The 20353-nt window shown below is 61.7% G+C and carries 22 protein-coding genes; 8 read left to right on the forward strand and 14 right to left on the reverse strand.

Going from position 1 to position 20353, the window contains the following annotated elements; genetic code table 11:
* Positions 1-81 precede the first annotated feature (81 nt).
* From RIN61_RS06920 to RIN61_RS06930, 3 genes are all read left to right on the forward strand, one after another.
* Positions 82-675: a phosphoheptose isomerase gene (locus tag RIN61_RS06920; protein ID WP_056801807.1), complete on the forward strand. Its 594-nt coding sequence runs from the start codon at positions 82-84 to the stop codon at positions 673-675.
* Positions 672-1250 (forward strand): BON domain-containing protein, encoded by a 579-nt coding sequence (locus tag RIN61_RS06925; RefSeq protein WP_112250297.1) that lies wholly within the window; start codon positions 672-674, stop codon positions 1248-1250. The genes RIN61_RS06920 and RIN61_RS06925 overlap by 4 nt, the downstream gene beginning before the upstream one ends.
* Positions 1251-1413: 163 nt before the next feature.
* Positions 1414-1632: a YgdI/YgdR family lipoprotein gene (locus tag RIN61_RS06930; protein WP_112250295.1), complete on the forward strand. Its 219-nt coding sequence runs from the start codon at positions 1414-1416 to the stop codon at positions 1630-1632.
* A 51-nt stretch (positions 1633-1683) separates the two neighbouring features.
* Here RIN61_RS06930 and RIN61_RS06935 read toward each other — a convergent pair whose 3' ends face one another.
* The 7 genes from RIN61_RS06935 to rplM all read right to left on the reverse strand — a co-directional run bounded on the left by RIN61_RS06935 (position 1684) and on the right by rplM (position 6551).
* Entirely contained in the window at positions 1684-2115 is a 432-nt protein-coding gene (locus RIN61_RS06935; RefSeq protein ID WP_112250293.1) for a ClpXP protease specificity-enhancing factor, read from the reverse strand.
* Between the two features lie 10 nt (positions 2116-2125).
* Positions 2126-2749 carry a glutathione S-transferase N-terminal domain-containing protein gene (locus RIN61_RS06940; RefSeq protein ID WP_313856416.1) on the reverse strand — a complete coding sequence of 208 codons (624 nt, stop codon included), beginning with the start codon at positions 2747-2749 and terminating at the stop codon, positions 2126-2128.
* A gap of 118 nt (positions 2750-2867) precedes the next feature.
* Complete coding sequence (locus RIN61_RS06945; protein WP_112250289.1) at positions 2868-3647, reverse strand: cytochrome c1; 780 nt, start codon at positions 3645-3647, stop codon at positions 2868-2870.
* On the reverse strand, positions 3647-4858 hold the full coding sequence (locus tag RIN61_RS06950) for a cytochrome b (protein WP_024717460.1): 1212 nt from the start codon (positions 4856-4858) through the stop codon (positions 3647-3649). Before RIN61_RS06950 ends, RIN61_RS06945 begins: the two co-directional genes overlap by 1 nt.
* A complete protein-coding gene (gene petA, locus RIN61_RS06955; protein ID WP_015271723.1) occupies positions 4858-5451 on the reverse strand; it encodes a ubiquinol-cytochrome c reductase iron-sulfur subunit in 594 nt (197 codons plus the stop codon). Before petA ends, RIN61_RS06950 begins: the two co-directional genes overlap by 1 nt.
* A gap of 264 nt (positions 5452-5715) precedes the next feature.
* Positions 5716-6108: a 30S ribosomal protein S9 gene (gene rpsI, locus RIN61_RS06960; RefSeq protein WP_003260797.1), complete on the reverse strand. Its 393-nt coding sequence runs from the start codon at positions 6106-6108 to the stop codon at positions 5716-5718.
* A 14-nt stretch (positions 6109-6122) separates the two neighbouring features.
* On the reverse strand, positions 6123-6551 hold the full coding sequence (gene rplM, locus RIN61_RS06965) for a 50S ribosomal protein L13 (protein ID WP_003260798.1): 429 nt from the start codon (positions 6549-6551) through the stop codon (positions 6123-6125).
* Between the two features lie 256 nt (positions 6552-6807).
* Here rplM and RIN61_RS06970 point away from each other — a divergent pair, with 256 nt between their 5' ends.
* Both RIN61_RS06970 and RIN61_RS06975 read left to right on the forward strand, forming a co-directional pair.
* Positions 6808-7848 (forward strand): NADP(H)-dependent aldo-keto reductase, encoded by a 1041-nt coding sequence (locus tag RIN61_RS06970; RefSeq protein ID WP_207877964.1) that lies wholly within the window; start codon positions 6808-6810, stop codon positions 7846-7848.
* Positions 7849-8127: 279 nt separating this feature from the next.
* Positions 8128-9048, forward strand: coding sequence for a GlxA family transcriptional regulator (locus RIN61_RS06975; RefSeq protein ID WP_177421376.1), 921 nt, complete (start codon positions 8128-8130; stop codon positions 9046-9048).
* A gap of 32 nt (positions 9049-9080) precedes the next feature.
* Here RIN61_RS06975 and zapE read toward each other — a convergent pair whose 3' ends face one another.
* The 3 genes from zapE to RIN61_RS06990 form a co-directional block, all read right to left on the reverse strand.
* The gene (gene zapE / locus RIN61_RS06980; RefSeq protein WP_112250287.1) at positions 9081-10175 is read right to left on the reverse strand and encodes a cell division protein ZapE; all 1095 of its coding nucleotides are present in this window, start codon (positions 10173-10175) and stop codon (positions 9081-9083) included.
* 204 nt (positions 10176-10379) lie between these two features.
* Entirely contained in the window at positions 10380-11729 is a 1350-nt protein-coding gene (locus RIN61_RS06985) for a tryptophan--tRNA ligase (RefSeq protein ID WP_112250285.1), read from the reverse strand.
* 25 nt (positions 11730-11754) lie between these two features.
* Positions 11755-12390 carry an alpha/beta hydrolase gene (locus RIN61_RS06990; RefSeq protein WP_112250283.1) on the reverse strand — a complete coding sequence of 212 codons (636 nt, stop codon included), beginning with the start codon at positions 12388-12390 and terminating at the stop codon, positions 11755-11757.
* Positions 12391-12525: 135 nt separating this feature from the next.
* Here RIN61_RS06990 and RIN61_RS06995 point away from each other — a divergent pair, with 135 nt between their 5' ends.
* Positions 12526-12963 (forward strand): Z-ring associated ZapG family protein, encoded by a 438-nt coding sequence (locus RIN61_RS06995; protein WP_085626500.1) that lies wholly within the window; start codon positions 12526-12528, stop codon positions 12961-12963.
* A gap of 162 nt (positions 12964-13125) precedes the next feature.
* Here the strand turns inward: RIN61_RS06995 and RIN61_RS07000 are convergent, their stop codons facing one another.
* The gene (locus RIN61_RS07000; RefSeq protein WP_112250281.1) at positions 13126-14322 is read right to left on the reverse strand and encodes a methionine gamma-lyase; all 1197 of its coding nucleotides are present in this window, start codon (positions 14320-14322) and stop codon (positions 13126-13128) included.
* Between the two features lie 127 nt (positions 14323-14449).
* Here RIN61_RS07000 and RIN61_RS07005 point away from each other — a divergent pair, with 127 nt between their 5' ends.
* Entirely contained in the window at positions 14450-14929 is a 480-nt protein-coding gene (locus RIN61_RS07005) for an Lrp/AsnC family transcriptional regulator (RefSeq protein WP_016498026.1), read from the forward strand.
* Between the two features lie 241 nt (positions 14930-15170).
* On the opposite strand, the gene cysN is transcribed toward RIN61_RS07005, so the two are convergent.
* From cysN to RIN61_RS07020, 3 genes are all read right to left on the reverse strand, one after another.
* Positions 15171-17072, reverse strand: coding sequence for a sulfate adenylyltransferase subunit CysN (cysN, locus tag RIN61_RS07010; RefSeq protein WP_112250277.1), 1902 nt, complete (start codon positions 17070-17072; stop codon positions 15171-15173).
* A 16-nt stretch (positions 17073-17088) separates the two neighbouring features.
* Positions 17089-18006 (reverse strand): sulfate adenylyltransferase subunit CysD, encoded by a 918-nt coding sequence (gene cysD, locus RIN61_RS07015; protein WP_003251799.1) that lies wholly within the window; start codon positions 18004-18006, stop codon positions 17089-17091.
* Positions 18007-18253: 247 nt separating this feature from the next.
* On the reverse strand, positions 18254-19012 hold the full coding sequence (locus tag RIN61_RS07020) for a Nif3-like dinuclear metal center hexameric protein (RefSeq protein WP_112250275.1): 759 nt from the start codon (positions 19010-19012) through the stop codon (positions 18254-18256).
* 168 nt (positions 19013-19180) lie between these two features.
* Between RIN61_RS07020 and algW the strand changes: the two genes are divergently transcribed.
* Positions 19181-20341 (forward strand): Do family serine endopeptidase AlgW, encoded by a 1161-nt coding sequence (gene algW, locus RIN61_RS07025; RefSeq protein WP_112250273.1) that lies wholly within the window; start codon positions 19181-19183, stop codon positions 20339-20341.
* Positions 20342-20353 lie beyond the last annotated feature (12 nt).

A 20353-nucleotide genomic window follows, 5' to 3' on the forward strand; every position in this document is an offset into this window, starting at 1 on the left:
CTCCGATTTTTTTGCTCTATGTTTCGCGGGCTGGTCGTTGTTGCGCGTAGCAAAGACCACCGCCCCACTTAAGGTCACCAGATGGACATGCAATCCCGAATTCGCCGGCTGTTCCAGGCCAGCATCGATACCAAGCAACAGGCAATGGACATCCTGGCACCGCACATCGAGCAGGCCAGCCTGGTCATGGTCAACGCACTGCTCAACGAGGGCAAGATGCTCGCCTGTGGCAACGGCGGCTCGGCCGGCGATGCCCAGCATTTTTCCTCGGAGCTGCTCAACCGCTTCGAGCGCGAACGCCCGAGCCTGCCGGCCATCGCGCTGACCACCGACAGCTCGACCCTGACCTCGATCGCCAACGACTACAGCTACAACGAAGTCTTTTCCAAGCAGATCCGCGCACTGGGCCAGCCCGGTGACGTTCTGCTGGCGATCTCCACCAGCGGCAACTCGGCCAACATCATCCAGGCGATCCAGGCCGCACATGACCGCGAAATGATTGTCGTAGCATTGACTGGTCGCGATGGCGGCGGCATGGCTTCGTTGCTGCTGCCCGAAGACGTGGAAATCCGCGTGCCTTCGACGGTTACCGCGCGCATCCAGGAAGTCCACCTGCTGGCGATCCACTGCCTGTGTGATCTGATCGACAGCCAACTGTTCGGGAGTGAAGAATGAACCCTATGCGCCTCGGCCTTATGGCCCTGACCCTGTGCCTGAGCGTCACTGGTTGCAGCTCGGTATTGACATCTACCCGCAATTCGCCGATCGAAGACGATCGGGGCACGCGCACCATCGGCAGCAAGATCGACGACTCGCTGATCGAAACCAAGGCCTCGGTCAACATCGCCAAGGCCAGCCCTGATCTGGACAAAGGTTCGCACATCGTTGTCAGCAGCTACAACGGCATCGTCCTGTTGGCCGGGCAGACCCCGCGCGCCGACCTCAAGAGCCTCGCCGAGCAGACCGCCAGCCAGGTACAGAGGGTCAAGAAAGTGCACAACGAGCTGCAGGTGATGCAGCCTTCCTCGATCCTGGCGCGCAACAACGACGCCTGGCTGACCACCAAGATCAAGACCCAGATGCTGACCGACAATGCCGTGCCAAGCTCGCGCATCAAGGTGATTACCGAGAACGGCATCGTCTACCTGCTCGGCCTGGTGACGCAGCAGGAGGCCAACTCGGCCACTGCCGTGGTACAGGGCGTGTCGGGCGTGCAGAAAATCGTCAAGCTGTTCGAGTACATCGACTGATTCATTGGTTGCCTGAGCCGGCCTCTTCGCGGGTAAACCCGCTCCCACAGTGATCTCACGGCTTTCGAGCTTGTGGTATTCCTGTGGGAGCGGGTTTACCCGCGAAGAGGCCAGCACAGGCTACAACCCTGTTCCATCCTTTCAGATACCCAGGAAACACCGCATGAAAAAGCTTCTGCTGCCTGCCCTGCTGTTCGGCACCTTCGCCACCCTGGCCGGCTGCTCCACCCCTAGCCAGATCATCCTCAACGACGGCCGTGAAATCCAGACGGTCGACGTACCGCAGTACGACGCCGATTCCGGCTTCTACGAGTTCCAGCAACTCGACGGCAAACGTACTCGCATCAACAAGGACCAGGTACGCACCATCAGCGACCTGTGAGCCCGGCTTGGCGGTAAAGAAAAAGGCGATCCGGTTGGATCGCCTTTTTTGTTACTTGACCACTTTCAGGCTTGGTCGGCCAGTCGGGCGTGGCGGCTGGCCACCACCCCCTGGCGGGCCATCGTCATCCGGCTGCACATCATCATCTTCCTGCTCATCGTCATCCATCAGTGGCGGCTCCAGCTCGAAGACCATACCCTGGCCATTTTCGCGAGCGTAGATACCCAGGATCGCGCCAACCGGCACGAACAGCGAATGGGCCACACCACTGAAACGGCCCTCGAAGCTGACCGCATCGTTGTCCATGTGCAAACTGCGCACGGCGCTTGGCGAGATGTTCAGGACGATCTGGCCATCACTGGCGAAACCGTCCGGGACCTGAACCTTGGGAAATTCGGCGTTGACCAGCATATGGGGCGTGCAATCGTTGTCGACGATCCACTCGTACAGTGCTCGAACCAGATAGGGGCGACTGGAGTTCATCAACGGCTCCTTAAAGCTTGCGCATTTCACGTTCTACGGAGGACAGGCTCGCCTGGAAAGGCTCGCGGGCGAACTGCCGCTCCATGTAATCCAGCAGCGGCTTGGCTTGCCGCGGCAACTCGATGCCCAACACCGGCAAACGCCAGAGTATGGGCAGTAGACAACAATCGACCAGGCTTTGCTCATCGCTCATGAAACAGGCGAATTCATTGAACAGGGGCGAAACGCCGGTCAGGCTTTCACGCAGGGCCTTGCGCGCCTCGGTGCGGGCAGCCTCGGTGCTGCGCGAATCGAGTACGGTATCGGCCAGAACACACCAGTCGCGCTGAATGCGGTGCATCAGCAGACGGCTGTTGCCACGCGCAACCGGGTAGACCGGCATCAGCGGCGGGTGTGGGTAACGCTCTTCGAGGTATTCCATCACCACGGTCGACTCATACAACGCCAGGTCACGGTCGACCAGAGTCGGCAGGCTGCCGTAAGGGTTGACCTCGGCCAGCCTGGGCGGCAGGCGGGCGGGGTCGACATCGATGACCTGCACGCTGACGCCCTTCTCCGCCAGCACCAGGCGTACCCGATGGGAATAGTGGTCAGCGGGATCGGAATAGCAGGCTAACCTGTTGGTTGCGCCCATGTAGCGGCTCCTCGCACGAGATGCTTGTGCAACTGTAAATGAAAACGCGCCCGGGGCGCGCCCCGCATTTCTGCGGGGGCGCCCCGGGCGCGTTCAACAACCAGAAACTACTGCGTGATCAGTGCACGTCCTTCCAGTATTCACGCTTGAGCAAGTAGGCGAATACGAAGAAGAAAGCCAGGTACAGCAACACATAGGTACCGATGCGCTGGCTTTCCAGTTTGACCGGGTTGGCCGAATAGGCCAGGAAGGTCACCAGGTTCTTGACCTTCTCGTCGAACTGCTCGGTCGTCAGGGTACCGGATTTCGGCGTAATGGTCAGCTGGTCGCAGGCTTCATGGGTGATGGGGCTACCGGTCAACGGGTCGAATTGCTTCTTGCCATCGATCACGGTCTGCACCTGTTTGCAGCCAACCACCTGGTTGCCTTGCAGGCCGACCAGTACGTTAGGCATGCCGACGTTCGGGAACACCTTGTTGTTCACCCCGTAAGGCCGCGATGGGTCCTCGTAGAAGCTGCGCAGATAGGTGTACAGCCAGTCGGTGCCACGCACCCGGGCTACCAGGGTCAGGTCGGGCGGTGCGGCGCCGAACCAGGTCTTGGCATCGCTGGGCTTCATGCCGATCTGCATGTGGTCACCGATCTTGGCACCGGTGAACACCAGCTTCTCGAGCATCAGCTCGTGGGGGATGCCGAGGTCATCGGCCACCCGCTCGTAACGCTGGAACTTGGCGCTGTGGCAACCCATGCAATAGTTGGCAAAGGTACGCGCACCGTCCTGCATGGCGGCCTTGTCGCTCAGGTCGATGTCGACCTTGTCCAGCTCCAGGCCATGTTCGGCCGCGAAGGAAAAGGCAGGCATCACTGCCAGCAAAAATACTGCAATCAACTTTTTCATCAGCCAGTCACCCTTTCCGGAACCGGTTTGGTCTTCTCGAGCCTTGTGTAGAACGGCATCAGCAGGAAGTAGGCGAAGTACAACACCGTGCACACTTGGGACAGCAAGGTACGCCCGGGTGTCGGCGCCAGTACGCCGAGCACGCCGAGGATGACGAAGGCCACACAGAACACCAGCAGGAAGAGCTTGCTGATCCAGCCCTTGTAGCGCATGGAGCGCACCGGGCTGCGGTCGAGCCAGGGCAGCACGAACAGCACGGCAATGGCCGCACCCATGGCGATGACGCCCATCAGCTTGTCAGGCACCGCACGCAGGATCGCGTAGAACGGCGTGAAGTACCACACAGGCGCAATGTGCTCGGGGGTCTTGAAGGCGTTGGCCTGCTCGAAGTTCGGTTTCTCCAGGAAGTAGCCGCCCATTTCCGGGAAGAAGAACACTACGGCGCAGAACACGAACAGGAACACCACCACACCGACAATGTCCTTCACGGTGTAGTAAGGGTGGAACGGGATGCCGTCCAGCGGGATGCCGTTTTCGTCCTTTTTCTTCTTGATGTCGACGCCGTCAGGGTTGTTCGAACCCACTTCGTGCAGGGCGAGGATGTGCAGTACCACCAGGCCGAGGATGACGATCGGCAAGGCCACCACGTGCAGGGCGAAGAAGCGGTTCAGGGTGATGCCCGAGATCAGGTAGTCACCACGGATCCACTGGGTGAGGTCGTCACCGATCACCGGGATGGCACCAAACAGCGAAATGATCACCTGGGCGCCCCAGTAGGACATCTGCCCCCACGGCAGCAGGTAACCCATGAAGGCTTCGGCCATCAGCGCCAGGTAGATCAGCATGCCGAACAGCCACACCAGCTCGCGAGGCTTCTGATACGAGCCGTAGAGCAAGCCGCGGAACATGTGCAGGTAGACCACGATGAAGAACGCCGACGCACCGGTGGAGTGCAGGTAGCGCAGGATCCAGCCGTATTCCACGTCACGCATGATGTACTCGACCGAGGCGAACGCCTCTTCTGCCGAGGGCGTGAAGCTCATGGTCAGCCACACACCGGTGACGATCTGGTTGACCAGCACCAGCAGCGCCAGGGAGCCGAAGAAGTACAGGAAGTTGAAGTTCTTGGGCGCGTAATACTTGCTCAGGTGGTCTTCCCACATCTTGGTGGCGGGGAAGCGAGCATCAATCCAGTCCATGAACTTGCTCATCATGCGTTCTCCTGGTCAACGCCGATGACGACGATCTCGTCCGACTCGTAAGAGTGCGGTGGCACGGGCAGGTTGAGGGGCGCCGGCTGCGACTTGTAGACACGGCCGGCCAGGTCGTAGTGGGAGCCGTGGCACGGGCAGAAATAGCCACCGACCCATTTCGGCCCAAGGTCGGCGGGTGCGACTTCCGGGCGGAAGGTGGGCGAGCAGCCCAGGTGCGTGCACAGACCGACGAGGATGAGGATTTCCGGCTTGATCGAACGGACCTGCGGGTCGACATAGGTGGGCTGTACCGAGGCCTTGGACTCGGGGTCAGCCAGATCACCAACGACCTTTTTCAGGTTACCGAGAATCTCGTCCGTTCGCCGCACGATGAACACCGGCTGGCCACGCCACTCGGCCACCATCTGCTGCCCGGCCTCGACCTTGGCGATATTGACCTTCACCGGTGCACCTGCGGCTTTCGCCTTGGCACTGGGAAACCATGACCCCACGAACGGTACCGCAGCCCCCACTGCCCCCGCTGCCCCGACTACAGATGTCGCGGCTACGAGGAAGCGGCGCCGGCCTGCGTTGACGCCGTCATTGCTCATTCAGTCCTCTCCCATCAGCTTGCTTGGCCTGTTGAACCAGACCCTGTACTTAGGTTGTGTCAGTGGCGCTAAAAATTGGTCGCCATGGTAAGAAACAAATCCACACACTGACAAGGTGAATACCCCAGCCAGGGGGCACTACCCGCGCTTTGCTTGATCTGCGTCTATGCGACAAGTGGTCACTGACATGCTGACAGGTTAGTTCAAGACATAAAAAAAGCCCGGTTCCAAGGAACCGGGCTTTTTTCGACTGCCGAAGCGGTATTAACGCTTGGAGTACTGAGGACGCTTACGCGCTTTACGCAGACCCACTTTCTTACGCTCGACTTCACGAGCGTCGCGGGTGACGTAGCCAGCACGACGCAGAGCGCCACGCAGGGTTTCGTCGTATTCCATCAGAGCGCGGGTGATACCGTGACGGATCGCACCGGCTTGACCGCTGACACCACCACCGGAAACGGTGACGTAGATGTCGAACTTCTCGACGGTTTCGGTCAGCTCGAGTGGCTGACGAACAACCATGCGAGCGGTTTCGCGACCAAAGAACACGTCCAGAGAACGGTTGTTGATGGAAATGTTACCAGTACCCGGACGCAGGAATACGCGAGCGGTTGCGGTCTTGCGACGGCCAGTGCCGTAGTTTTGAGTCGCCGACATAATGAACTATCCCGTTAGATCTTCAGTTCTTGAGGCTGCTGAGCAGTGTGTGGGTGAGCAGCACCCGCGTACACTTTCAGCTTGCGGTACATGTCGCGACCCAGCGGGTTCTTCGGCAGCATGCCTTTGACCGCAGTTTCGATAACACGCTCAGGGGCCTTGGCGATCAACTTCTCGAAGTTGATTTCCTTGATACCGCCTGGGAAACCGGAGTGGGAGTAGTACATCTTGTCGGAAGACTTGGCACCAGTCACACGAACCTGCTCGGCGTTGATAACGACGATGTAGTCGCCGGTGTCAACGTGAGGGGTGTATTCTGGTTTGTGTTTGCCACGCAGACGGCTAGCGATTTCGGTAGCCAGACGACCCAGGGTCTGGCCAGCGGCGTCGACTACGAACCACTCGCGCTTTACTGTTTCCGGTTTAGCAGTAAAAGTTTTCATTCTCTAAAGCCTCAGAGGCCGCCCAGCGAAAAATAGACGGCGAATCTTACTGGATAGTGCACAGCTTGCCAAGGGCAAGCGCGCAGCCGAACGCTGACGCTTTGGGGGCTCGGGTCAGGCACGCCAATGTTCGACGGGGTTCTTCCTGCGTGGTGGTGCATCACTTCCGCCACACGGAGAGCTGCCGAATTATCCAGATTGCGCGAAAAATTTCAACCTGCTTTGATGTTTTCATTTGCCAAGGAGTGTCTATCCGATGGAATACCGCCAGCTCGGCCGTACCGACCTCAACGTCAGCGCCCTGTGCCTGGGCACCATGACCTGGGGCGAACAGAATGACCAGGCCGAGGCCTTCGCGCAGATTGCCCGGGCCAAGGCCGCAGGGGTCAACTTCATCGATACCGCCGAGATGTACCCGGTACCGCCCCGCCCCGAAACCTACGCCGCCACCGAGCGCATCATCGGCAACTGGTTCAAGGCCAATGGTGATCGCGACGAGTGGGTGCTGGCGAGCAAGGTTGCAGGCCCCGGCAACGGTATCAGCCACATTCGCGACGGCCAGCTCAAGCACAACCGCCAGCACATCGTCGCGGCGCTGGACGAGAGCCTCAAGCGCCTGCAGACCGACCGCATCGACCTGTACCAGTTGCACTGGCCGGAGCGCAACACCAACTTCTTCGGCAAGCTGGGCTACCAGCACCTGCCACAGGACCACTTCACCCCGCTGGAAGAAACCCTCGAAGCGCTGGACGAGCAGGTACGCGCGGGCAAGATCCGCCACATCGGCCTGTCCAACGAAACGCCGTGGGGCACCATGAAGTTCCTGCAACTGGCCGAAAGCCGTGGCTGGCCGCGGGCGGTGTCGATCCAGAACCCGTACAACCTGCTCAACCGCAGCTTCGAGGTGGGCCTGGCGGAAGTCGCCATCCGCGAGCAATGCGGCCTGCTGGCCTACTCGCCGTTGGCGTTCGGCATGCTTTCGGGCAAGTACGAGAACGGCGCACGGCCAGAGAAAGCGCGCCTGACCCTGTTCAGCCGCTTTGCCCGCTATTCCAACCCACAGACCGTGGCGGCGTGCAGCCGTTATGTGCAGCTGGCCCGGGAGCATGGCCTGGACCCGGCGCAGATGGCCCTGGCGTTCGTCACCCGGCAGCCGTTCGTGACCAGCAACATCATTGGCGCGACCAGCCTGGAGCAGCTGGACAGCAACCTTGCCAGCCTCGAGCTGAGCCTGAGTGATGAACTGCTGGCGGCAATCGAGTCGATTCACCAGGAGCAACCGAACCCGGCGCCTTGAGCGCAATAATATTGTACCGCCCTCTTCGCGGGTAAACCCGCTCCCACAGGGTCCCCCGCAGCCCTCAAGTCCTGCGCGACACTTGTGGGAGCGGGTTTACCCGCGAAGAAGGCCACGCGGTGCAGCAGGCTAGACACAATCGCCAAAAAATAAGACGATCCAGCCGGTAATTGACCACTCTACCCTATAAGAACAATGACAATGATGTTTACCCAACCCTCGACGTCGCTGCGGCGTGTCAGCATCCTGGCCATTGACAAGGTGTTCGCTTCGACCTTGATGCAGGCCAAGGATTTCTTCCACCTCGCCAGCTTGCGCTACAGCAAACAGCTGGGCCTGGGCCTGCAACCCATGTTCGAGATCCGCCTGGTGAGCCCGGACGGCCAGCCCGTTGACAGCTTCAGCAATGTGCAGTTGCCGGTCGAAGGTGGCCTTGACGACGCCGATGTGATCATCCTCCCGGCCTTCTGGGACGACTTCGACAACCTGCTGCAACGTTATCCACAGGTGCTGCCGTGGCTGCGTGAACAGCATGCGCGTGGCGCGGTGCTGTGCGCCGAGGCCAGTGGCGTGTTCTGGCTGGCCGAGTCCGGCCTGCTCGACGGCAAGGAGGCGACTACCTACTGGCGCTTCTTCACCAGCTTTGCCGAACGTTTCCCGAAGATCCGGCTGAATCAGGACAAGCACCTGACCGACGCCGACAATATCTATTGTGCTGGCGGCGCCACTTCAGCCTGCGATCTGTACATCTACCTGATCGAACGCTTCTGTGGCGCCAACGTGGCCCGCGCCGTGTCCCGCGACATCCTCTACGAAGTGCAGCGCAACTACACCCCGGGGCGCATGGGCTTTGGCGGGCAGAAGTTGCACCAGGACCTGATCATCCTGCAGATCCAGCATTGGCTGGAGGAACACTTCGCCGACAAGTTCCGCTTCGAGGACGTGGCTCGCAACCACGGCATGAGCATTCGCAATTTCATGCGCCGCTTCCAGGGCGCCACGGGTGACAAGCCGCTGCATTACCTGCAACGGTTGAGGATCGAGACGGCCAAGGGGCTGCTATCGAGCACGCGCAAGAGCATCAAGACCATCAGCTATGAGGTCGGCTATGACGATGCCAGTTTCTTTGCGCGGCTGTTCCGCCAGCATACCGAGTTGTCGCCGAACCAGTATCGGCAGCAGTTCATGCAGGAGGCTTGAGGACAATGGGGCCGCTTTGCGGCCCCAGAATGTTACGGCTTGTGAGCGCGCGCCAGGAACTCGTGCGACTGCATCTCCAGCAACCGGCTCAGGGTGCGCTGGAACTCGAAGGCCAGGCGCCCACCGGTATACAGGTCCTTCAGCTCCACCTCGGCCGAGATGATCAGCTTGACGTTGCGGTCGTAGAACTCGTCCACCATGTTGATGAAGCGGCGGGCGATGTCATCGGTGGTGACGCCCATCTGCTCCACGTTGCTCAACAGCACGGCATGGAAGATCTTGCCCAGTTCGATGTAATCGTTCTGGCTGCGAGGGCCGTCGCACAGGGCGCGGAAGTCGAACCAGGCCACGTCGTCACAGGTAAGCAGGGCATTGATCGGTCGATTCTCGATCATCAGCACATCGTTCTCGACCGCCTGGGTGCACTCGGGGGTCAGTGCCTTGAAGCTTGCGCGCAGGCTCTGGTGCGCTGCTTCATCGAGCGGGTAGTGGTAAAGCTCGGCCTGCTCCAGGTGGCGCAGGCGGTAGTCGACCCCGCTGTCGACGTTCACCACCTCGGTGTACTGCTTGATCATGGCGATGGCCGGCAGGAAGCGCGCGCGCTGCAGGCCGTCCTTGTACAGGCCGTCCGGCACGATGTTGGAGGTGGCCACCAGCGATACGCCGTTCTTGAACAACTCTTCCATCAGGGTGCCGAGGATCATCGCGTCGGTAATGTCCGACACGAAGAATTCGTCGAAACAGATCACCTTGGCTTCTTCGCTGAAGCGCTTGGCGATGATGGTCAGCGGGTTCTTCTCGCCCTTGAGGGTTTTCATTTCCTCGTGCACACGCTTCATGAAGCGGTGGAAGTGCGTGCGCATCTTCTGCTTGAACGGCAGCGCCTCGAAGAAGGTATCGACCAGGTAGGTCTTGCCGCGCCCTACCCCACCCCAGAAGTACAGGCCCTTGATCGGGGTCTGCTCCTTCTTGCCGAACAGCTTGCCGAATACGCCCGGCTTGTTGTTCTGCGCATGTACCAGGTCGTCGTACAGGCGCTGCAGGTGACGCACAGCAGTTTCCTGCGCCGCGTCATGGAAGAAGTCGGGACGTTTCAGATCTGCTTGATATCGTTCTAGGGGCGTCATGATTCGTTAGCGAGGCAACAAAAAACGGGCCGTCACTGTAGCGACAGGCCCGCTTAATGGCAATGCGACTTGCGTCAATATGCCTCATTTACGCTGTATGGCACCGGCGTTGCCGGTGTTCGCGGGTGAACCCGCTCCCACAGGAGAAATACCTGTAGGAGCGGGTTCACCCGCGAATAGGCCAGTACAGGCGGGTGCGATATTTCAGTCCTGCTGTGGTGCCAGGGCTACACGCAGGCTTTCGATGGCCGCATCACGGGCCTCGGCGCTGTCGAACTGCGGCCCGTCGGCAACCTGCTCGCCGTTCAGCCACAGGCCGAAGCCCAGGCCTTCGACGCGCACATCCGCCTCGCCACCCTGCTGCAGCTGCTTGCTCACGGCGCCGGCGCTCTTGCCGTCGGCGAAGCTGCGCGACAGCAGCAGTTGTTCGCCATCAGCGGCCAGCAGACGGAAGCGGAAGCTGCCGTCTTCATCACGGAAGCTGACGAAACGCGCGCTCTTGGCGGCCTTCTTCTTCACTTCGGTGCTGGCCTGCACGCTGCTGCGGAATGACCGCAGGCCAACAGCCTCGCGCAGCTGCTCGAGGAACGGCGTGGCGATCTTGCGGGCCTTGGCGGCGCCAGCCAGCAGGATGTCTTCCAGGTCCGCCGGGCGGGCGATCAACTGGTGGTAGTACTCGCGCTTCTCGGCCAACTGGCCGTCCAGCAGCTGGAACAGGCGCTGCTTGGCCTCGCCCCAACCCAGGCCCTGCAGCAGCTCTTCACGGAACTCGGCGCACTGCGCCGGCGTCGAGAAGGCCTGGAACAGGGTGAACAGGTGCGCGTTGTCCGGGTCTTTCGCTTCGCCAGGCGCACGCGAGTCGGTGACGATGCGCGAGATCGCGTCTTTCATCTCCTTGGCGCTGGTGAACAGCGGGATGGTGTTGTCGTAGCTCTTGGACATCTTGCGCCCGTCCAGGCCCGGCAGGGTCGCCACGCTCTCTTCGATCACCGCTTCCGGCAGGGCGAAGAAGTCCTTGCCCTGGCCGAACAGGTGGTTGAAGCGCTGGCCGATGTCGCGGGCCATTTCCACGTGCTGGATCTGGTCACGGCCGACCGGCACCTTGTTGGCATTGAACATCAGGATGTCCGCAGCCATCAGCACCGGGTAGCTGTACAGGCCCATGGTCACGCCGGCATCCGGGTCTTCGCCGTTTTCCAGGTTCTTGTCCACCGAGGCCTTGTAGGCGTGTGCGCGGTTGAGCAGGCCCTTGGCGCTGACGCAGGTCAGCAGCCAGGTGAGCTCGGGAATTTCCGGGATGTCGGACTGGCGATAGAAAGTCACCTTGTCCGGATCGAGGCCACCGGCCAGCCAGGTAGCGGCGATTTCCAGGCGCGAACGCTGGATGCGCAGCGGGTCGTCGCACTTGATCAGGGCGTGGTAGTCGGCCAGGAAGTAGAACGAGTCGACACCGGGCTGCTGGCTGGCACGGATCGCCGGGCGGATGGCGCCGGCGTAGTTGCCCAGGTGCGGAGTGCCGGTGGTGGTGATACCGGTGAGAATGCGCGTGGTCATGGGTGTTCGCTTATTCAGGCTTGGCTCAGTTCGAAAGGCGCGGCAGCAGCAGATCCTTCAGATCAGTCAGCTTGCCATGGAAGAAGTGTCCGCATTCTGCCACTTTCAGCAGCTCATGGGGGCGCGACAGGCTGTCGGACCATTCGTAAACCAGCTGCGGCGCAACCACTTCGTCAGCGTCCGGCTGCACCACGGTGATCGGGCAGCGCTGTGGCAGCGGGTATTCCGGCGTCAGGCGCATCACCGCCGGGGCGATCATGAACAGCTGCTGCAGCTCTACTCCAGCGGCCTCCAGGCGGCCGGCCAGGCTGGTGGCGACGAAGCCGCCGAACGAGAAGCCCATCAGTACCAGCGGCAGGCCCAGATGTTTTTCGCGCAGCCAGGCCGCAGCGGCCTCGGCATCGGCCACCTCGCCGGCGCCCATGTCATGGCTGCCGGCGCTCTGGCCGACGCCACGGTAGTTGAACCGCAGGGTCACGTAGCCTGCGTCGCGGGCGGTGCGTTGCAGGGTCGAGACTACCTTGTTGAGCATGGTGCCACCCTGGACCGGGTTGGGGTGGCAGATCAGCACCGCGCCACGTGCATTGGCCACGTCCAGGTACAAGGCTTCCAGCTGGCCGCTGGGGCCATCGATGAACAAGGGGGTTTCGCGGACAAGCAAGGCACTACTCCGTGACCTCGGGAGGGGTCGATTCGTCTAGGTGAGGAATTCTGTTCTGATTTGCGATCGCTCGCGGTATACAGCGCAGGTCTGAGCCGTTAACGTAAAGCAAAGCCGTTTATAGAGGAAGGACTCGTGGAACTCTCGCTCCTTGTTTGGTTGTTGCCGACCCTGGCCCTGGTCATTGGCGTCGTGGTCGGTTTCGTCGTCGCTCGCCTGCTGCCCAATGCTGCGCCGAGCAGCACCCAGCGCCAGCTGGATGACATCCAGAAGCGCTTCGACAGCTACCAGAACGAAGTGGTCACCCACTTCAACAGCACCGCCGTGCTGGTCAAGAAACTGACCCAGAGCTACCAGGACGTCCAGGATCACCTGGCCGAAGGCGCCAACAGCCTGGCCCTTGATGACGTTACTCGCCAACGCCTGCTGGCTGCCCTGCACTCCGAGGGCGCGCAAGGCCCGCGCGACCGCCTGACCCCGCCGAAGGATACCGCCGAAGTGCCACGCGACTATGCGCCGAAAGCGCCGAACTCGCCGGGCATGCTCGACGAGAGCTACGGGCTCAAGCGCTGATCTGCCGAACATGAAAAAGGCCTCGCTAGAGGCCTTTTTTGTGGGCTGAATTCACTGGCCTCTTCGCGGGCACGCCCGCTCCCACAGGTATTCCACAGATTTCAAATGCTGTGGTGTACCTGTGGGAGCGGGCGTGCCCGCGAAGAGGCCAGCCCAGGCCACCTAGCTGCAAGCCTGCAATGCCTGCTCGACATCCGCCAGCAGGTCCTCCACATCCTCGAGCCCCACCGACAGGCGCACCAGCCCTTCCGAGATCCCGTGATGCGCCCGCTCCTGCGGGGTATAGCTGGAATGGGTCATGCTCGCCGGGTGCTGCGCCAGCGACTCGGCATCGCCCAGGCTCACCGCGCGGGCGAACAGCTGTAGCGCGTTCATGAAACGCCGGCCAGCCTCGATACCGCCCTTGAGCTCGAAGCCAATCATCCCGCCCGGCAAACGCATCTGCCGCTGCGCCAGCTCGTACTGGGCAAACGACGGCAACCCCGGGTAGTGAATCAGCTCCACCTGCGGCTGCCGAGCCAGGAACTCAGCCACCTGCAGGGCATTGGCACAATGCCGGTCCATGCGCAGGGCCAGGGTCTTGATCCCGCGCATCAGCAGTGATGCGTCATGCGGCGATAGCACCGCCCCGGTCATGTCCTTCAGCCCTTCCAGGCGAATGCGGTCGACCAGCGCCTTGCGCCCCACCACCAGGCCGGCAGTGATATCACCGTGGCCACTTAGGTACTTGGTCGCCGAATGCACCACCAGGTCCGCCCCCAGCTCCAGCGGCCGCTGCAGGTAAGGCGTGCAATAGGTGTTGTCGACCACCACATGCACATCATGCCCGCGCACCGCCTCGGCCACGGCGGCGATATCCACCAGTTGCATGTTGGGATTGGCCGGCGTTTCAAAGTAGATCATCCGCGTTTTGCTGTTGATCGCCGCTTTCAAGGCCTTGGCATCGTTCAGGTCGACATGGCGAATCTTCACGCCGAACTCGCCAATGCCATGGTGCAGGAAGGCAAAGGTGCAGCCGTACAGTGTGCGCCCGACGATCAACTCATCGCCGGGGCGCAGCAAGGTCCAGATCGTCGAGGTGATGGCGCCCATGCCCGACGCTAATGCCAACCCCGCCTCGCCCCCCTCCAGCGAGGCCATGCGCTGTTCCAGCAAAGCCAGGGTAGGGTTGGAGATACGGCTGTAGAAATGCCCCGGTTCTTCTCCGGCGAAGCATGCAGCGCCATATTCCACAGTTGGGAAGGCGTAGGTGGCGGTCTGGTACACCGGCGGCACCAGGGCGCCACCGTGAGAAAGCGGGTCGTAGCCATGGTGAATGGCCCGCGTGGAAAAACCGGTGTTGTTATGGGAGTCGCGCATGGCAACAGCCTCTTGTGGTTTGCTATAAGCTTATGCCACCGAGCTGCCCGATTTTTTCCAAAATGGCCCACGCATCCGCGTGCTTGTTGGAACAAAAACAATAATTACCGGATCAGGAGGGCAAAACATGCCTTCGAGCCTCGACCGCACCGACCGCGCCCTGCTCGCTGCCCTGCAGGACAACGCCCGCCTTACCGTTGCCGAACTCGCCGACCAGGTGGCACTGACCACCTCGCCGTGCTGGCGGCGGGTCAAGTTGCTGGAGGACAACGGCTACATCACCGGCTACCAGGCCATCCTCTCGCCCAAGTCGCTGGGGTTTGGCGTGACCGCGTTCGTCAGCATCATGATGGACTCGCACACCAAGGACATGGCGCTGGCATTCGAGCAGCGGCTGATGGAGATTCCCGAGATTGTTGCCTGCCACAATATTTCCGGGCGCTATGACTTCCTGCTGGAGATCCTGGCGCGGGACCTGGAGTCGTTCGGCGAGTTCACCCGGGAGGTGCTGCAGCGATTGCCAGGAGTGAAGGAGATCTATTCGAGTTTTTCCTACAAGGCGGTGAAGGAACGGCGGGTGATACCGGTGTCAGAAAAACACATTTGAACAACTTGCGCGCTCCGTTTGGGAGCAACTGTCTTGCTAAAAAATCCACAAGTTTGCGCAGTCCCTGTGGGAGCGGCTTTAGCCGCGAACACCGGCACAGCCGGTGCCATCCATCGCGCCGCCTGCTTCGCGGGTGAACCCGCTCCCACAGGTACAGTGTGAGCCCGAAGCATGCGCTCTATCTGCGGGAACGAGAAACAAAAAACCCCGCCGAAGCGGGGTTTTCCTTACAGGCTAGCGCTTAGATCGCGCCACGCTGACGCAGCACATCCAGCACCTGTTTCACGCCTTCTTCCACGCTGGTGGCCTGAGTGTCGATCACAAGGTCGGCGTCCAGCGGCACATCGTACGGGAAGCTTTCGCCCGGGATGTTGTCGCCACCGGCAGCGTACAGGCCTTGCGGGTCGCGTTCACGGCAGGCCAGCGGCGAGGCCTGGACGTAAACGGTCACCAGGCGCTCCTTGCCGATCAACGCCTTGGCCTGTTCGCGGCCTTCGGCATCCGGGGCCACGAACGCGGCCAGGGTCAGCAGGCCGGCTTCGTTGAACTGGCGCGCCACATGGGCGGCGCGGCGCCAGTTTTCGGTGCGGCCGGCGCGGTCCTGTGGCAGGCCCTTGTTCAGGTCGTGGCGCAGGTTCTGGCCGTCGAGCACGTACACCGCACGGCCCATGTCGAACAGCTTGCGCTCCACGGCATAGGCCAGGGTGCTCTTGCCAGCGCCGGACAGGCCGCTGAACAGCACGGTGGCAGGCTGCTGGCCGAAGCGCAGGGCGCGCTCTTCGGTGGCCACATGGCACAGCTTGCCATGATGACCGGTACTGCCGTGCGGCAACACTGGCGGGGCGATGATCATGCCGGCGCCGACGGTGCCGTTGGTCAGGCGGTCGATGACGATGAACGCACCGGTGGTGCGGTTGCTGTCGTAACCGTCCAGGGCGATCGAGGTGTCCAGGGACACCTTCACGCGGCCGATCTCGTTCAGTTGCAGCGCGCTGGCAGCGCCCTGCTCCAAGGTGTTCACATCGACCTTGTGGGTGATGCTGGCAATCGAGCCCGGCACGTAGCTGGTGGCGCGCTTGATGTCGTATTTCTTGCCCGGGAGCATCGGCTCTTCGGCCATCCACACCAGCATGGCGTCGAACTGGTCGGTGACAGGCGGGACGTTGTCGGCATGCACCAGCAGGTCGCCACGGGAGATGTCGATCTCGTCTTCCATGGTCAGGGTCACGGCCTGGCCAGGGCCTGCGTTTTCCAGCTCGCCTTCGTAGGTGACGATGGACTTGACGCGGCTGCTCTTGCCCGACGGCAGCACGACGATTTCGTCTCCCTTGTGCACCACGCCGCTGGCGATGGTGCCGGCGAAGCCACGGAAGTTCAGGTTCGGACGGTTGACGTACTGCACCGGGAAGCGCAGGTCGGTGAAGTTGCGGTCGGCCGACACTTCGACGGTTTCGAGGATTTCCATCAGCGTCGGGCCGGCGTACCACGGCGAACGCTCGCTGTGGTTGACCACGTTGTCACCCTTGAGCGCCGACATCGGCACGAAGTGCAGGCTGCTCGGGGTCAGGTTGATGGCTTCGGCGAACTTCAGGTAGTCGGCCTTGATCGACTCGAAGACGTCCTGATCGAAGCCCTTGAGGTCCATCTTGTTGACCGCGACCACGATGTGCTTGATGCCCAGCAACGAGGCAATGTAGCTGTGGCGGCGGGTCTGGGTCTGCACGCCGTAGCGGGCGTCGACCAGGATGATCGCCAGGTCGCAGGTGGACGCGCCAGTGGCCATGTTGCGGGTGTACTGCTCGTGGCCCGGGGTGTCGGCAATGATGAACTTGCGCTTGGCGGTGGAGAAATAGCGGTAGGCGACATCGATGGTGATGCCCTGCTCGCGCTCGGCCTGCAGGCCGTCGACCAGCAGCGCCAGGTCGACTTCCTCGCCGGTGGTGCCGACTTTCTTCGAATCACGGGTGATGGCCTCGAGGTGGTCCTCGTAGATCATCTTCGAGTCATGCAGCAGGCGCCCGATCAGGGTGCTCTTGCCGTCATCCACGTTACCGCAGGTGAGGAAACGCAGCAGTTCTTTACGCTCGTGCTGAGCCAGATAAGCGAGGATGTCTTCGCTGATCAAATCGGATTGGTGCGACATGGAGTAGCCCTGAAAATTAGAAGTAGCCCTGACGTTTCTTGTCTTCCATGGAACCGGCGCCATCGTGGTCGATGACCCGGCCCTGGCGCTCGGAAGTGCGCGTCAGGAGCATTTCCTGAATGATGTCGGTGAGCGTTTCGGCTTCCGACTCGACAGCACCCGTCAACGGGTAGCAGCCGAGGGTACGGAAACGCACCTTCTTCTTGACGATGCGCGCTTTCTCTTCCTCGGAGAGGTGCTCGAGAATACGCTCGTCGTCGATCATGATCAGGGTGCCATTCTTCTCGATCACTTCACGCTCGGCGGCGAAGTACAGCGGCACGATCGGGATGCCTTCGAGGTAGATGTACTGCCAGATGTCCAGCTCGGTCCAGTTCGACAGCGGGAAGACGCGGATCGACTCGCCTTTGTTGACCTTGCCGTTGTACACGTTCCACAGCTCGGGGCGCTGGTTCTTCGGGTCCCAGCGGTGCTTGCTGTCACGGAACGAATACACGCGCTCCTTGGCCCGCGACTTCTCTTCGTCGCGGCGCGCACCACCGAAGGCAGCATCGAAACCGTGCTTGTCCAGCGCCTGCTTCAGGCCCTGGGTCTTCATGATGTCGGTGTGCTTGGAGCTGCCATGGGTGAACGGGTTGATGCCCTGCGCCACACCCTCGGGGTTGACGTGGGTGATCAGTTCCAGGCCCATTTCCTCGACCATCTTGTCGCGGAAGCTGTACATCTCCTGGAATTTCCACTGGGTGTCGACATGCATCACCGGGAACGGCAGCTTGCCCGGGAAGAAGGCCTTGCGCGCCAGGTGCAGCATCACGGCGGAATCCTTGCCGATCGAGTACAGCATCACCGGGTTGTCGAACTCGGCGGCCACCTCGCGGATGATGTGGATGCTCTCCGCCTCCAGCTGTTTCAAGTGCGTCAGTTTGTCGACCATGGCTACTCACGAAAAACGATCTTATGGACGGCCTGCGGGCCGTGTTCGAGCGAGCCACTTTATCACAGCGGCTTCTTCTATTTAGGAGGCTGGCTAGATCGAAAAAGTCTAACGATATGACTGTGGGTTTGGGCCAGCAGGCCTGGCCTCTTCGCGGGTAAACCCGCTCCCACAGGGATCCCGCAGGCCTGGGATCAACACTGTCCCTGTGGGAGCGGGTTTACCCGCGAAGAAGGCGACGCCGATGTCAGATCGGGTTCGGGCAATCGATGAACAGGTGCTCCACGGCAAACCGCCGTGCAAGGTAATCACCCAGCGCCTGCACCCCATAGCGCTCGGTGGCATGGTGCCCGGCGGCAATGAAGCTGACGCCATTCTCGCGGGCGCTGTGGTAGGTCTGCTCCGATGCCTCGCCCGTCAGGTACAGGTCCACTCCGGCCGCGATCGCCGTGTCGATGTAGCCTTGCCCGCCCCCAGTGCACCAGCCGACCCGACGGATCATCTGCTCACCCTCGACCAACAGGGGCTCACGCCCCAGCACCTCACGCACCCGCCGGGCGAAGTCGCGGGCGGTCATCGGCTCGGCCAGCGAGCCGACCAGCCCGACCACCTTGGGGTTCTCCGGATCCAGCGGACCTTCGACGGTGATGTCCAGCTGCCGCGCCAGTTGCACGTTGTTGCCCACATCCGGGTGCACATCCAGCGGCAGGTGGAACGCCAGCAGGCTGATGTCGTTGTTCAACAGGGTCTTCAGCCGGCGCTGCCGGATGCCGGTGACGCACGGGTTCTCACCCTTCCAGAAGTAGCCATGGTGCACCAGCACCAGGTCGGCCTCGGCCTCGACTGCCGCATCCAGCAACGCCTGGCTGGCGGTAACGCCGCTGACGATGCGGCTGACCTGCGGCCGGCCTTCGACCTGCAAGCCATTGGGGCAATAATCCTGGATCTTCGCGCTGCCCAGGTAACGCTCGGCTTCCTCGACCAGGGTGTTCAGAGCGACAGCCATGAAAATCTCCTCGAAATCTGCGTTCTTCTCGGGCACAACGCCCATGCAACGCCCGTATAATGCCGGCCATTATGGGCCGTCGCCGGCACTGGGGGAACCGGTGTATGATCGCGCGCGCTCATGCCCCACCGCACGGTCACCGTCCCCGGCTCTTTCCAGGATTCATTCATGTTCAAGGCTTTGCGTTATTTTGGCTGGCCCCTGCTTACCGGCGTACTGATCGCCATGCTGATCATCCAGCGCTTCCCGGAATGGGTCGGCCTGCCCAGCCAGGACGTCAACCTGCAGCAGGCGCCGCAGACCTCGCGGATCATGCAGGGCCCGGTATCCTACGCCGACGCCGTGACCCTGGCCGCCCCGGCGGTGGTCAACCTGTACACCACCAAGGTGGTGAACAAGAGCGCCCACCCGCTGTTCGAAGACCCGCAGTTCCGCCGCTTTTTCGGTGACAACCTGCCCAAGCAGCGCCGCTGGGAGTCGAGCCTGGGCTCGGCGGTGATCATGAGCCCCGAGGGCTACCTGCTGACCAACAACCACGTCACCAGCGGCGCCGACCAGATCGTCGTGGCTCTGAAGGATGGCCGCGAGACCTTGGCCCGGGTCATCGGCAGCGACCCGGAAACCGACCTGGCGGTGCTGAAGATCGACCTGAAGAGCCTGCCGGCGATCACCATCGGCCGCTCCGACACCATTCACATCGGCGACGTGTCGCTGGCCATCGGCAACCCGTTCGGGGTCGGCCAGACCGTGACCATGGGCATCATCAGCGCCACTGGCCGCAACCAGCTGGGCCTGAACAACTACGAGGATTTCATCCAGACCGATGCGGCGATCAACCCGGGTAACTCCGGCGGTGCGCTGGTGGATGCCAACGGCAACCTGATCGGCATCAACACGGCGATCTTCTCCAAGTCCGGCGGTTCGCAGGGCATCGGTTTCGCCATCCCGGTGAAACTGGCACTGGAGGTGATGAAGTCGATCATCGAGCACGGCCAGGTGATCCGTGGCTGGCTGGGCATCGAAGTACAGCCGCTGAGCCAGGAACTGGCCGAATCGTTCGGCATGAAGGACCGCCCGGGCATCGTGGTGGCGGGTATCTTCCGCGAAGGGCCGGCGGCAAAGGCCGGGTTGCAGCTGGGTGACGTGATCCTGAGCATCAACGGCGAGCCGGCCGGTGACGGGCGCAAGTCGATGAACCAGGTGGCGCGGATCAAGCCCAACGAGAAGATCACCATCGAGGTGATGCGCAATGGGCAGCAGTTGAAGCTGATCGCCGAAGTGGGGCTGCGGCCGCCACCGGCGCCGGCAGTCGCCAAGGAAGAGAAGTAAAAAACGGGGCCG

It is taken from the genome of Pseudomonas inefficax, assembly GCF_032164165.1.
GTDB lineage: Bacteria > Pseudomonadota > Gammaproteobacteria > Pseudomonadales > Pseudomonadaceae > Aquipseudomonas > Aquipseudomonas inefficax.

Bases quoted from the DNA above. Each gene is read 5' to 3' on its own strand.
- RIN61_RS06920 (WP_056801807.1), top strand. From the start codon at position 82: ATGGACATGCAATCCCGAATTCGCCGGCTGTTCCAGGCCAGCATCGAT.
- RIN61_RS06925 (WP_112250297.1), top strand. From the start codon at position 672: ATGAACCCTATGCGCCTCGGCCTTATGGCCCTGACCCTGTGCCTGAGC.
- RIN61_RS06930 (WP_112250295.1), top strand. From the start codon at position 1,414: ATGAAAAAGCTTCTGCTGCCTGCCCTGCTGTTCGGCACCTTCGCCACC.
- RIN61_RS06935 (WP_112250293.1), bottom strand. From the start codon at position 2,115: ATGAACTCCAGTCGCCCCTATCTGGTTCGAGCACTGTACGAGTGGATC.
- RIN61_RS06940 (WP_313856416.1), bottom strand. From the start codon at position 2,749: ATGGGCGCAACCAACAGGTTAGCCTGCTATTCCGATCCCGCTGACCAC.
- RIN61_RS06945 (WP_112250289.1), bottom strand. From the start codon at position 3,647: ATGAAAAAGTTGATTGCAGTATTTTTGCTGGCAGTGATGCCTGCCTTT.
- RIN61_RS06950 (WP_024717460.1), bottom strand. From the start codon at position 4,858: ATGAGCAAGTTCATGGACTGGATTGATGCTCGCTTCCCCGCCACCAAG.
- petA (WP_015271723.1), bottom strand. From the start codon at position 5,451: ATGAGCAATGACGGCGTCAACGCAGGCCGGCGCCGCTTCCTCGTAGCC.
- rpsI (WP_003260797.1), bottom strand. From the start codon at position 6,108: ATGTCGGCGACTCAAAACTACGGCACTGGCCGTCGCAAGACCGCAACC.
- rplM (WP_003260798.1), bottom strand. From the start codon at position 6,551: ATGAAAACTTTTACTGCTAAACCGGAAACAGTAAAGCGCGAGTGGTTC.
- RIN61_RS06970 (WP_207877964.1), top strand. From the start codon at position 6,808: ATGGAATACCGCCAGCTCGGCCGTACCGACCTCAACGTCAGCGCCCTG.
- RIN61_RS06975 (WP_177421376.1), top strand. From the start codon at position 8,128: ATGCAGGCCAAGGATTTCTTCCACCTCGCCAGCTTGCGCTACAGCAAA.
- zapE (WP_112250287.1), bottom strand. From the start codon at position 10,175: ATGACGCCCCTAGAACGATATCAAGCAGATCTGAAACGTCCCGACTTC.
- RIN61_RS06985 (WP_112250285.1), bottom strand. From the start codon at position 11,729: ATGACCACGCGCATTCTCACCGGTATCACCACCACCGGCACTCCGCAC.
- RIN61_RS07000 (WP_112250281.1), bottom strand. From the start codon at position 14,322: ATGCGCGACTCCCATAACAACACCGGTTTTTCCACGCGGGCCATTCAC.
- RIN61_RS07005 (WP_016498026.1), top strand. From the start codon at position 14,450: ATGCCTTCGAGCCTCGACCGCACCGACCGCGCCCTGCTCGCTGCCCTG.
- cysN (WP_112250277.1), bottom strand. From the start codon at position 17,072: ATGTCGCACCAATCCGATTTGATCAGCGAAGACATCCTCGCTTATCTG.
- cysD (WP_003251799.1), bottom strand. From the start codon at position 18,006: ATGGTCGACAAACTGACGCACTTGAAACAGCTGGAGGCGGAGAGCATC.
- RIN61_RS07020 (WP_112250275.1), bottom strand. From the start codon at position 19,012: ATGGCTGTCGCTCTGAACACCCTGGTCGAGGAAGCCGAGCGTTACCTG.
- algW (WP_112250273.1), top strand. From the start codon at position 19,181: ATGTTCAAGGCTTTGCGTTATTTTGGCTGGCCCCTGCTTACCGGCGTA.